Genomic DNA, 13,451 nt, shown 5'->3' on the forward strand with positions numbered 1-13,451 from the left:
GGTTTATGCCAAAAAAACTACCTTCTTTTGAAGAAAATAAAAAGCAAGATAATGAGAAACATAAAGATCATGACTTGGTAACAGAAATGAATGTTAATTCTGATATAGCAATTAAGCTTTCTCATATTACTAAAACATTCTTAAATGGTGCAGTAAAAGCTAATACTGATATTAGTTTTGAAATAAAAAGAAATGATGTTCATGCATTAATAGGTGAAAATGGTGCTGGTAAGTCAACATTAACATCAATTATTTTTGGTTTATATGAGCAGGATTCTGGTGAAATTTTTATTAATGGAGAGAAAGTTAAATTTAAATCAGCAGCAGATGCTAGAAGGCACAAAATTGGAATGGTTCATCAACATTTCAAATTAGTTGAAAATTACAATGTTATTGATAATATCATTCTTGGTGTTGAACCATCTAAATTTGGTTTTATAAATTATTTTCAAGCTAGAAAAAAACTTAAAGAATTAATTGCTAAATATAATTTCAATATTAGGCTTAATGACAAAATAAGTGCACTAAGTGTTGGGCAACAACAAAAAGTTGAAATATTAAAATTGTTATTTATAGATGCAGATATATTAATTTTTGATGAACCAACAGCAGTTTTATCAGATATTGAAATTAAATCATTTTTACAAATGATTCTTGATTTTAAGTCTATGGGGAAGACAATAATTATCATTTCACATAAACTTAATGAAATAAAAGAAGTAGCAGATAATGCAACAGTTATTAGACATGGTAAAGTAGTTGGTCATTATAATGTTAAAAAATCAACAGTTAAACAATTAGCTGAAGCAATGGTTGGTAGAACGTTAAAAGAAATTCATAATACTGGTTCTACAAAATTTGGAGATGTGATTGTTAAAGTGAATAATCTTCCATTAGCATTGTTAAAAAACCCTAATGCAAGAGTTGGTATACATAAAACAACCCAATGGTTATTAACTAAATTGCATTGATCTTCTGTTACATTTGAAATTAGAAAGTTTTTTATAAATAATTTTGTTTGTTTGCCAAAATTTTGATGAGAGACACTTTTATATAAAACTAATATTTTAAAAGAAGAGCCAGTACTAAACTATAAATATGGAAAACAAGATAAATTAGATTTTGAAAATGAAAATATTTCATTAGAAATTAGAGCTGGAGAAATATTTGCAATAGCTGGTGTTGAAGGTAATGGTCAATCTCAGTTTGTAGAATATATATCTGGATTGAAAAAAGCACCATATGGAACAGTATTTATTAAAAGACCTGTTAAGGAAAATAAATACAAAAATAAGAATGAAAAATTGGATAAAAAACTTTATGAAATAAGAACAAACTCTTTTGTTAGTTGAATGTTAAAGTTTACTAATAATGATCATTTGTTGATAGATGATTACATTGATGTAAGTTATAAACCAATTTTAAAGAAGTATAAATGAGGTTTGTCATTTATACCAGAGGATAGACACAAACATGGTTTATTTTTAGATGAAAGTATAGCATTTAATACTGTTTCAAATCAAATGTATAAATGAAGTTACAATAAAGTTGGTTTTATGGATTTTGGATCTATAAATCATAATGCATTAAAAGTTATTAATGACTTTGATGTTAGAGGTGTTGCTTCTTTACAAGATCATGCAAGAGGATTATCTGGTGGTAATCAACAGAAATTAATTGTTGGTAGAGAAATGAATAAAAACACTGATTTCATAATTTTTACTCAACCAACAAGAGGATTAGATTTGGGAGCAATCGAATATATACATTCTAGAATTCTTAAATCTAAAGAAGAAGGCAAAGCAATTTTATTAATATCATATGAGTTAGATGAAATTTTATCTTTAGCTGATACAATAGCAGTTTTTAATAAAAATAAAATTTCTGGTATGGGAAGTAAAAAGGAAATGACTAGAGAAAAAATAGCTGAATGTATGGTTTCAGATAGTATAGCAAAATCAGAAGAAATAAAAAAAGGAGTGGATAATGTCTAATTTAGAACAAAACACAGTTAATGTAAATAAGAAATTTTCTTTCTCTGATTTTACTAAATTATTTTCACAAACTATTCAAATAAAAAGTCAACAAGTTTTCTATAGCAAAAATGTTCGTAGATCAACTAAAAATACAATATTTATTGTTATTTTTATATTAATTGCTTTTTTTCTTTCTTTTTTGATAATGTCACTTAGTAGTGGAGTAGGTATCGATTCATATCTTAGTCAAATGTTTTCAAATATATCAACATCCACAAATACTTGAGTGATTGATGCAAGCATTTTAGGAATTGCAGGATTATCCTTCTTGTTTGCTCATAAATCTGGGCTCTTTAATATTGGAATAAGTGGTCAAATGTTAGCAGGTGGATTAGCTGTTGTTGGATTATCAAAAACATTAACTGAATCAAATTCTCCAATACTATCAGCTGATGCTGGAAACACTGGTGTGATTTTGTCATTAATAGTTGCAATGGCTTCTGGTGCATTAGTTGCTTTAGTTACTGGTATATTAAAAAACTTTTTTAGGATAAATGAAGTAGTTAGTGCAATCATGATAAATTGAATAGTGTTCTATTTAGCAAAATTTTTAATTACTAAAGGTTCGATAGGAGCAGGAGCTGGGTCTCTTGCTGGTGGTAATATTGGTAATTCTCTTGAAATACACTCAAATTTAAGTTTACATGACCCAATGGGAAATGGTATGGTTGGTGCAATTATATTACTAGTTGTTTTAGCAGTAATAATTTATGTAGTATTTAGATTTACAACATATGGTAAAAAAATATCATCTATTGGAAAATCGCAAAGTGCAGGAGTTTATTCAGGATATTATACAAAATCATTGCAATTATCTGCATTTGTTATTTCTGGAGCAATTTCTGGAGTTTTAGCAGTAGTAGTTTTTGCATCAAAAGATCAATTGAATATTCCAAGTTCATCAGTTGGTTCATCTAGTATGGTACCTGTTGAAGGATTTAATGGAATTGCTATATCTCTTGTAGCATTTTCTCATCCTATTCTTGTTATTCCAATTTCATTTTTATTTTCCTTACCACAAGTCACATTAGAAAGTTTAGCAACTGGTATAAGTAGTTTGACATTATCTTTATCAATGTATGCTGTTGCAATTTTTGTAATAATTTATAGAATACAGCCTATTAATTTTATAAAGAAACTTTTGATTAAAAAAGAAAAATGTAAATCATCTTATTATGTCAATCAGTATAGTGATGATAAGAATAATTATGTTAATGGTGTAAGAAAAGAGATAGCATCAAGAAACATTAATATATTTGTTAAAAAGCAAGAAAATCAAAATTTAAATTTTAAAAGTAAATTAAACAATAACTTATTAGACATATTATCTATTAATGAAGAATATTTTGATAATATTAAAAAATTAAAAAATAACTTTTCTGAATCAAAAAAATCATTTAACACAAACATAATAACAAATGAAGGAGGTAAATAATTTATGGATGCTAATTCACTATTTATTTTTTTCTGTGTATTTATGTTAGGTGCAGCTAGTGGTTATTTTTCAGAGCGTGTTGGGATTGTAAATATTGGTATTAATGGAATGATGATTTTTGGAGCAATGATGTATTGTGTCTTTGGTGCATTGTTTAATGGCTCTTCTGTGAACAGTTCAGCTAATGGGAATTTAGGAGATAGTTATTTTATAGTTGCTATATTACTTGCTGGTTTTTCAACAGTCATAATGGGTTTATTCTTTGGTTTTTCAACAATTTATTTAAAAACTGATCATGTTATTGCAGGTACATCAATTAATTTATTAGGTGCTGGTATTGGTTTATCTTTAACTAATAAATTAGGTGAGCAATTATTAGGTGGTGCAACAAATTTATCAAATCCATTCCAACACATTTGAGATTTATCATCAACAGCAGGTGCTCTAAAAGGATCAATATTATTCTTAGGTTTATTTGTAGTACTTATAATTGTTATATTTATGATAATTTTTAAATTTACTAAATTTGGTCTTAGATATAAATCAATTGGTGAAAATCCAAATGCTGCAGATTCGCAAGGTATAAAAGTTTCAAGATATCAATGAATTGGAATGATTATTTCATCTATCTTAGCTGGTATGGCTGGTGCTATATTTATGTATAGTTCATTTAATAAACCATTTTATGGTGAAGTTGATGGATTAGGATTTATGACTCTTGCTATTATGATTACAGGATCATGAAAATTACCTTTAATATTAATTGTATCTATTGGCTTCTCAGCATTATACACTTATGGAAGTCAACCAAATCCAAATAATATAAGTCCAAATATATTAAAAATGATTCCATATATTGTAACAATAGGATTCTTAATTCTCTTCTCTAAAAGAATGCAAGGACCAAAATTTGCTGGTCAACATTTTGATAAATCGAGAAGATAAAATAAAAAACCCATTAAGGGTTTTTTTTATTTGTTCTATAAAAATATCTATCAGCGATATTATTGTTTATTATTAACAAAAGTGGTCCATAAATAATAATAAATATAACCCCAAATTTTAATAAATTAAATGCACTATACAAACCAAATATTCCATTTCAATATGTATTTATGTATATCAAATAAGGATTTGGTCCTTGACTTTGATATCACTTTTCAGCTTCAATAAAAGATGGAATTGGTATAACATTATAAATTCATCAATATAATGGAGTAAATATTAAACCATTAAGTAATGAACCTAGAAACATTAACAATATTAAAGTTATCAGTAATGTTAATGATAGTTTAATAGATGTTTTTTTAATTTTTTTAAATATTATAAAATATCATAAATATACTAATAGTATTATTATCACATTAATTACTATAATAAATATTGGACCGACCCAAAGACCAGTGCCCATCCAAATAAATGCTGCAAGTCCACAAACAATACCTGCAAATAGAGCTCAAAATATATTACATATAAAAATTATTGGAACAATAAAAACTAATGATAAATCTAGTGTTAAAAAATCTCCTAAAAAAGTTATTTTAATGTAATTAGTTGCAAATGACACAAGTATTGATATTGCTAAAAAACAACTTGTTATTGCCATTGCTCTAATTTGTTTTGTTTTTTCAGATATTTTATTTTGGGTAATATTTGAATTAGATGTATTAAAACTATTTTTTTCCATATAAATCCTTTTGCATTTTAATATTGTATAATATTCTTGTTACATTTATAATTATTTTATTTATGATAATGAAAATTATTTTAGTAAAATAATTTTCATGTTAAGAAAGGCATTTTTGTGGATTTAAAAAAAATAAAAATATTTTCAATAAGTATTTTTGTAGCATCAATATTATTGATAGCCACTTTTTTTGGTCTAAAAGCTTTAGTAGAGTATATTGCAACTAAAGTGCCAAAAGATTTTACAATAGATAGTTATAATTCAGCAAAAAATGCTTGAATTGCATTATCAATAATATTTGCTGTAATTATTGTCATATCATGATTATCATTAATAATACAAACCTGTAGAATAGATGATCCAGCTGAGGCGCACTTTTTTATTTGAATGTCCATTTTTTCATTTGTGCCATTATTTTCTCTTGTTATTGTTTTTAGAGTTTCTCATCTTTTATATAAAGAAAGAAATGAAAAATTAACAACCTTAGTAAGTGAACTTGAAGAAGAAGAGCAAATAGAAATAGAGCAATATGAAAATCAAGAAGTGATTAATGATTTAAATTATAATGTTTCAGAAGAAAATTATGATTTTATTCAAGACAATGAATTAGTGTATGATGATTTTCCTAAAAATAAATCTAAAAAGAAAAATAAAAAAGATTTATCTTCTAAAGAAGATAAAGATAAAAAAAATGATAATGATGCTATTGATTTAAGTGATAAATCTAAAACATCTAATAAAAAGGAAAATTTTACAAAATCATTTAATAGAGAAAAGTATTTAAGTCTAAAGGGAACAAATTATTCTAAAGAAAAAAAGGAAGGTAAAAAGAAAATTTCTAATGGAAAATGAAATAAATTGATTGCCTTAGTTGATCAATTAGAAAATAATGAAATTTCTGAGAAAAACTTTTATAAAGAAAAAAGTAAATTACTTTCAAATTAATAAAGACAACCATTACATTAAATGTAAGAGGTTGTTTTTATTATTTGTAAAAATTAAATGTTATTTATAATATTTATAAATAATATGTATAATATATTTACTGTTGTTATTTATAATATTTATAAATAACAATTATATTTTTTTAAGGATTGAAAATGAGAAAAGTTAAAAATATTATAATGAAAATAACAATAGCAGCATCTGCTATCGCAATGCCTGCAGTAGCATTAACAAGTTGTAGCACATCATGAAATACAAATCATATTATTTCTACATTCTACAATGCATATGACATGTTAACTGCTTTAGGAATAACTCCATATGGGCAAACAATAGCAAATTCTACACTAAAGTTAAATTATTGACCATATATGAATAGCTATGTTGATGAAAGTAAAACTAAATTTGGTACTTTTACAAGTAGTACTAGTGAACCAAATTTAAAAGCACTTGCATCAATGGAAATTGACACATTAGTTACAAATGAGTGAGACAGAACTAATGAACCAACATACAAAAAAACAGGATTTATAAACTTTATTGCTTACACATCAATGGCTGATTCAGCTGCTGCTAAATATTCTGAAACTGCTCCTGCTGGTACATTTGAGTGATATGACTATAAAGAAGGGTTATTTAGTTATAGAAATGCTTTTACTATGTTGGCAAAAGATTTAGATAAAAGATTTTTACCAAATACAAATATTATTGAGGGTCAACAGTCAGCATTTAACTCATATGAAGAAAGAGCAAATAATATAATCAATGCTGATAAAGAAGTAATGAAGGATTTAAGAGCACAATTTCAAGCTTCAACATTAAAGGATAAATATATTGGAATTTTTGCAGGTCAGGGGGGAAGTGGTTCTATAACACCTGTAGAATCTATAACAGCCATTCAAGATCCGTTTATTTATCCTGAAATGTATGGACCAGAAACATCTGACATTGGTATGGGTGCTAAATTCCCAAAACCTAATACAATTAGTGAAACTGATGCAATTAAATTTGCTGATAATGGAGGATCTTTAGCAGCAATAAAAGCCAAAGATGCTGGAACATTAAAAAATGCTTTTGGTAGTAAATTTGATAAAATAATTTTTATTAAATCTCCAGATCAATTATATAATGACACTATTACACTTAATGGCCAATTAAATCAATTAAAAGACTACTTAAAAACGACTCCTACTGAAACAACTATTACACAAGATCAAGCAAATAAAAATAAAACTAATGTTAAAGATATTGTTATTGTAGAATATGAAGATTGATATCCAACAACATGAGGGGTTCTTGGTAAAAAACATGTAGTAAAGGAAATGCTAAAAGTCTTCAACTTATTTTTGGAAAATGAAAATAATACTACAACAAAAAATACTGCAACAACTACAACTTTTAGTTATCCTGATAATAAAAGTTGAAATCAATATAAAGTAGATCAATTACAATCTCCAAATAAAAAGTAAAATTTATATAAAAAAATATGAAATATAATAATGAAATGCATCATAATTGTAAAACTATAGGGTTTAAAAAGAAATTTGTTAATTATACAAATACTTCAAAATACAAAGTATTATGTTTATTAACTTTTTTCTTGCTTTTTATTTTTCTTTATTTTTTTACCGTAATCTTTAATGGCATATCTTTTGAAACACATCCAACTAATTGAATAAGATATCAATCATTGCTTAGAACTTCATCTTCTGCTATTGTTGGGTTTGGTTTAGCAGTTGCAGGATGTGGAATGCAAGGTGTTACTAGAAATGATTTATCTGGACCAACAACTATGGGGTTATTGCCAGCATCAACATTTGGAATTATAGTTGCACAGGCTTTAGGCTTAAATCAAGTTTACTTCATATTTATATTTGGTTTATTATTTTGTATTTTAATATTAATGATAAATTTTTTATCAACTAAAATAAAAGGATATCAATCAAATAATTTTAAGACAATATTAGTTGGTTTAATTTTAGGTGCTTTATTAACAAGTCTTGGAATATTAGTTAAAACTATTTTTCCAATTGTTACTGAAAATATAGTTATGTGAATTGGTGGAACTACATCAAACTATACATGAGAAAGATTTTATTATGCAGCACCTTCTATATTAATTGGTGTAATTCTTATATTATTAGTTCAAAATAAATTAAATATAATTGAAAAAGATTTGTCACTGGCTGTTAGTTTAGGAATTAATATTAAATTTGTTTATTGAATTGTTGGTATAGCTTGTGTATTAATTTCTGTTTCATCAATTCTATTAATAGGTTCTGTTGTGATAATTGGTATTGTCATTCCACATATTTGTAGAATGATTTTAAGAACTAGAGATTATAGATGGCTTATACTAACATCAGGATTTTTAACAGCAGCAATTTTAGAATTTGCCACATTAATGGATGTGATGTTTCAATTAGGAATTACTTTATTTACAGTTGTTATCTTTGTACCTATTTTTATCTTCTTAGCCGTGAGAAATAAAGGAGGGAAAAAATAGTGAAAAGTTATAATAATTTAATTTTAAAAAATAAATATTTTTTAAAAGCTAATAGAAAATTTCTTTTAAATTTCTGTTGATCTATTCTTATATCTTTAATTGCTATTTTTTCATTATTTTTAATTGTAATGATTGATGATAAGGGTTTTAATTTCAATTTATTATTTTTATCTTATAAATATATATTAATTAAAATTCCTATAGTAGCTTTTTGTTTGGGTGTATCTAGCTTTTTAATACAACATTCTTCTGGAAATAGAATGGCCGACACTTCAGTATTAGGTTTAGGAAATATCAATTCATTATTTGTTATTTTGTTAGTACTATTTTTATTAGATAATACAAATATAGATTCTCAAAATTTGTACAATACTTTATTACCTTTTGTATTTATTTTTGGTTCAATATTTGCTTCCTTGATATTATTCTTTTTGAGTTCAAAAAAGGGAAATCAAATAAGTAAAAAATTTATTATTGTTGGTATACTAATTAATTTTTTTATAATAGGTTTATCAACAGCTTTTAGTAGTTTGTTAACTTCTGGTGAATCACAATTAATAAGTAGATTTGTTCATGGTAATTTATCTCCAATAACTGGATCACCATATTTTTTGGTATGTGGTGTAATGACAGTAATTTTGCTTATATGAATTATTTTAATATCTAATAAATTTAAAATTGTATCAACAAATCATATTATTGCAAAAGAATTGGGAATTAATAGCAATTCTATTACCATGCAAATACTTATTATTAGTGGCGGATTAACAGGTATAGCATATGCATTATGTGGTAATTTAGTTTTTTTAGGATTGGTAGCAGGGAATATTGCTACATCAATATTCAAAAAAAATATTAAATTTGGTGTTTGATGTTCATTTACTTCTTCAATAGTTATTTTATCTTTGACTTTTTGAATTTTTGAAAGCATAATTCCAAGTGCACTGAATTATCAAATACCTGCTATTGATACAGTAAATGTAGTTTCTGTAATATGTATCCCTTATTTTTTATATTTAATGTTTAAGGAGTAAATATGAATAATTCTATAAAAAATGAACCTATTTTTAAAATTGAAAATATTACTCTTAGATATAATAAAAATGATGATATAGTTAAAAATTTATCTTTAGATATTTATAGAGGAGAATTTGTATCTATAATTGGTCCTAATGGTAGTGGTAAATCAACAGTATTAAGAGCAATGGCTAAAATTTTGAAGCCAAAAAAAGGAAACATTTTCTATAATGGTAGAGAGATCAATTTAACATTTAAAAAATATTTATATGAAAAAATTACAAAATTATATAAAATCCCAATTTCTTTAGTTACTGATGAGTGGTCTATTATAAATGAAAAAGAAGAACAAAAAATAGAAGATAATTTTCTTAAACAATCTTATTATTTTGCAAAGATGTGAGAAAAAGCAAAAAAACTAGGATTTAATGTTGGTGATTTAATTATTTCCCAAGATAAGTTACCTTTTAATAAAATATTAGAAAAGACAATGAAATTTGCAAGAACTAATGGAATAAATTTAATAAAAGATGTATATTTTAAAAAATCTTTTATTGAAACAGATATTGATAAATTAACAGAATTAAAAAAAATAAATATTGAACAATATCAAATTACTATTTTAAATAACTATGCATTTAGATTTAATCCAAAAGAAAATGAATTAATTTTTTCTAATAAAGTGTATAAGAATAAATATGTGAATAAAATATCAAATTATTTAAGATCTAAAAAAATAAATATTGATAAAAATTATTTTATGACTGATAAAAATAATTTTTTAGACTATTGTTTTATTAATCATCCATATGTTATTTGTTCATTAAAAAGATTACTAAAATGAAAAAAGTTTTTTCATTTAGATAATAATATTCCTTTATATTCTTTTAATGATTTATTTTATTCATCTAAAGAATATGCAAAATATGTTTCTTTTGTCCCACAAATTACTAATTTCCCTCATGAAGTGACAGTAGAAGAATTTGTTAAAATGGGTAGATATCCCTACAACAAAATATTAAGTATATTTGATAATGAACTTGATAAAAAAATAATTAACAATGCTTTAGAAAATGTTAATTTATTAGATTTAAAAGATAAATATATAGATGATCTTTCAGGAGGGCAAAAACAACGAGCTATTATAGCGTTAGCCCTTGCACAAGATACAGATACAATTTTATTGGATGAACCTACTAATCATCTAGATATTAAACATCAATTAGAAATAATCCACTTGTTACATGATTTAAATCATAAATTGAACAAAACAATAATTTTAGTTATTCACGATATAAATCATGGTATGAAATTTTCAGACAAAATAGCTATTATGAATCATGGCAAAATTGTAAGTTATGGACCAACAAATAAAATAATTAATAAAAAAATTATAAAAGATGTTTTTGGTGTGGATGCTAAAGTTGAACTATCGCAAAATAAGAAAATAATTACTGATTATTGAATTGATGATTTAGATTTATTAAAGAATTATCATGAAAAAGATGAATATAAATAATGTTAAATTATTATATATTCATCTTTTTTAAAATATGGTTATAGTATAAAAGTATGATTTATAATTTCAGGAAGCAAATATGATAAATAAAAAAATTTTATTAATAGTTGGATCTTTAAGAAAAGATTCATTCAATAAACAACTTGCAATTTTTATACAAGAATTTTTAAATCAATATGTTAGTACTGAAATATTGGACTACAAAGAATTACCACTTTTTAATCAGGATATTGAATTTCCAACGCCGCAAATCGTTAAAGAAATTAGAGAAAAGTTTGCATTGGCAGATGTGATTTGATTTTTTACTCCAGAATACAATGGACATGTATCTGGTGTTTTAAAAAATTTATTAGATTGATTATCAAGGCCAATTAGTCAAAATGAATTTGGCATTCCAAATACAACATTTAATAAACCAATAACCATGAGTGGTGCTGCTGGAAAAATGAAGTCAATTGGCTCTATAAAAAATTTAAAAGAAATTTCTTCAGCAATGAAAATGATTCCTATTGATATTGATGAAGTGGGAATTGCATTAAGTCCAGAATCTTTTCAAACAAATAAATTAAATTTGACAAATGATGATAAAAATAGATTATTAAATCAAGCAAAGGCATTACTTTCATATATTAATAATTTAGTAAAATATGATTAATAGAAATATAGGAGTTAATTTGAAAAAGAAAGCAATATTTACACTAAGTTTAATTGGAGCTTTTGTTTTACCAGTAGTAACAATGATACCAATTTGTTTATATTTAATTAATAATAAATTTTCAAATGGTTCTATTTCTGATGGACCTAGTCAAGATAAACCTGTTAATCCTGGTAATCCAAATATTCCTGATGTGCCTAGTAATCCAGATGGAAGTATTAAATATGAAAATAAAGTTAATCCCATAACTGATGGTTCATATGCATTTTCTACATATGATAAAATTAATGATTCAATAAATTACTCTATTGGTCCAACCAATGTACCTCCATCATCTGGAGTAGAAAGTGCAATTAATCTCACTAGAGGTTATTTATATAGTGATTTACAAGCATCGCAAGCTAAAAGAACTTTAGGGGTAAATTTTTTACATAGTATAGGAATTAATTCTGGGACTGCATGAATTTTAGACTATAAATTAACTAATGACAATTCTTATCCTCTAACATGATATTTTGGAACAAATGCTCATGTTTTAGACAACTTAAAAGTTCCTAATGATACTATTACACCTGAAAGATATGAAAAAAATGATTCAACTTATAATACACAATTTGTTGAATTTCTTACTTTAAATGATTTTACACTAGATCAAGAAATGGGAAATAGTTCTGGAAAATATTATACTAGAACAAAGATAAATCCTATTGATGGAAATAATAACACCCGAGCTAAAACTATTTTTATAGGTAATGATTATTTGAAAACATCACCAAGTATGTATTCAAAAACTGAAAGATGACAAAAATATGAAGAGTATGCTGACTTCGCTGTGATGGAATTTACATTTGATAATGTTGAGCAAGCAAGACTTATTACTCATAATTATGCTGATAATACAGACAATCAATTCAAATATAAAAAGGAAAGTCTATTAGTAAAACAAGAAAATATAAAAAGTGATAATTATTCTATTGTTGGATTTCCAGCTGTTATAAATAATCCTTATCTATCAACAATTGCTATTAATAGACCAGCACCTGTTCCATTAGAACAAAAAAGAATTGGATCAAATTTAGGAACAAGTCCTTATTATAATTCTTATTATGATAAAAAAGGAGCTTTTGATGCAGCACTTAGTTTGTCATATTTTGGTTATAGTTATGAAATAAGTAAATCAGAATTCATAGAAGAGTATTATTTGTCATGAGGATTAATGTATCCTTGTGATTATTCACATTTATCTGCTGGTTCATCAGGTTCTTTATTTATTGATCTAGAAGGATATGCTTTAGGGGTGTACTTTGCAAGTGATGAAAGAGCTTCAATGGGTTTAGTTCAAGCTTTATATTCTGAAGGATTTGATTATCAAGGTAGCTTTGGTAGATATAATCTTGAAGGATATGATCTTATTGATGGTGGTTTTCCAAACCAAAAAAAATCATATAGAGATGGTTTAATTCAGTTATATGGGAATAATAATGAATTTAAAACTAATCTTTATCCAAATGGAATTAATAGATAATTTCTTTTTAAACAACAAACTTTAAAAACATGCCATATCACAAAAATTGAATTTTGATTCAAAAATTTTTTATTAGTTGTGGAATTTGTTTTTTCGAAATGATAGAATTTATACATAGACTGTGCA

At 25.1% G+C, this 13,451-nt stretch carries 11 protein-coding genes; 10 read left to right on the forward strand and 1 reads right to left on the reverse strand.

Features of this window, described 5'->3' with window-relative positions:
- Window positions 1–5 precede the first annotated feature (5 nt).
- Genes ACLFO7_RS00155 through ACLFO7_RS00165 form a run of 3 tightly spaced genes read left to right on the forward strand, consistent with a single transcriptional unit; the run spans window position 6 to window position 4,416 of the window.
- Window positions 6–1,994: an ABC transporter ATP-binding protein gene (locus tag ACLFO7_RS00155; protein ID WP_412032327.1), complete on the forward strand. Its 1,989-nt coding sequence runs from the start codon at window positions 6–8 to the stop codon at window positions 1,992–1,994.
- Window positions 1,987–3,471 carry an ABC transporter permease gene (locus tag ACLFO7_RS00160; RefSeq protein WP_412032328.1) on the forward strand — a complete coding sequence of 495 codons (1,485 nt, stop codon included), beginning with the start codon at window positions 1,987–1,989 and terminating at the stop codon, window positions 3,469–3,471. The genes ACLFO7_RS00155 and ACLFO7_RS00160 overlap by 8 nt, the downstream gene beginning before the upstream one ends.
- 3 nt (window positions 3,472–3,474) lie before the next feature.
- Window positions 3,475–4,416: an ABC transporter permease gene (locus ACLFO7_RS00165; protein ID WP_412032329.1), complete on the forward strand. Its 942-nt coding sequence runs from the start codon at window positions 3,475–3,477 to the stop codon at window positions 4,414–4,416.
- Window positions 4,417–4,429: 13 nt separating this feature from the next.
- On the opposite strand, the gene ACLFO7_RS00170 is transcribed toward ACLFO7_RS00165, so the two are convergent.
- A complete protein-coding gene (locus ACLFO7_RS00170; RefSeq protein ID WP_412032330.1) occupies window positions 4,430–5,158 on the reverse strand; it encodes an MPN527 family putative ECF transporter permease subunit in 729 nt (242 codons plus the stop codon).
- Window positions 5,159–5,275: 117 nt separating this feature from the next.
- Between ACLFO7_RS00170 and ACLFO7_RS00175 the strand changes: the two genes are divergently transcribed.
- The 7 genes from ACLFO7_RS00175 (at window position 5,276) to ACLFO7_RS00205 (ending at window position 13,325) form a co-directional block, all read left to right on the forward strand.
- A complete protein-coding gene (locus tag ACLFO7_RS00175; RefSeq protein WP_412032331.1) occupies window positions 5,276–6,103 on the forward strand; it encodes a hypothetical protein in 828 nt (275 codons plus the stop codon).
- Between the two features lie 155 nt (window positions 6,104–6,258).
- Window positions 6,259–7,572, forward strand: coding sequence for a hypothetical protein (locus ACLFO7_RS00180; protein ID WP_412032332.1), 1,314 nt, complete (start codon window positions 6,259–6,261; stop codon window positions 7,570–7,572).
- A 17-nt stretch (window positions 7,573–7,589) separates the two neighbouring features.
- Window positions 7,590–8,609 carry an iron ABC transporter permease gene (locus ACLFO7_RS00185; protein ID WP_412032333.1) on the forward strand — a complete coding sequence of 340 codons (1,020 nt, stop codon included), beginning with the start codon at window positions 7,590–7,592 and terminating at the stop codon, window positions 8,607–8,609.
- The gene (locus ACLFO7_RS00190; RefSeq protein ID WP_412032334.1) at window positions 8,609–9,643 is read left to right on the forward strand and encodes an iron chelate uptake ABC transporter family permease subunit; all 1,035 of its coding nucleotides are present in this window, start codon (window positions 8,609–8,611) and stop codon (window positions 9,641–9,643) included. The genes ACLFO7_RS00185 and ACLFO7_RS00190 overlap by 1 nt, the downstream gene beginning before the upstream one ends.
- 2 nt (window positions 9,644–9,645) lie before the next feature.
- Window positions 9,646–11,145, forward strand: coding sequence for an ATP-binding cassette domain-containing protein (locus ACLFO7_RS00195; RefSeq protein WP_412032335.1), 1,500 nt, complete (start codon window positions 9,646–9,648; stop codon window positions 11,143–11,145).
- A gap of 79 nt (window positions 11,146–11,224) precedes the next feature.
- On the forward strand, window positions 11,225–11,800 hold the full coding sequence (locus ACLFO7_RS00200; protein WP_412032336.1) for an NADPH-dependent FMN reductase: 576 nt from the start codon (window positions 11,225–11,227) through the stop codon (window positions 11,798–11,800).
- 19 nt (window positions 11,801–11,819) lie between these two features.
- Entirely contained in the window at window positions 11,820–13,325 is a 1,506-nt protein-coding gene (locus tag ACLFO7_RS00205; RefSeq protein WP_412032337.1) for an MIP family Ig-specific serine endopeptidase, read from the forward strand.
- Window positions 13,326–13,451: the final 126 nt, after the last annotated feature.

Origin of the sequence: Malacoplasma muris, assembly GCF_046774425.1 — a bacterium.
Lineage (GTDB): Bacteria > Bacillota_I > Bacilli_A > Mycoplasmatales > Mycoplasmoidaceae > Malacoplasma > Malacoplasma muris.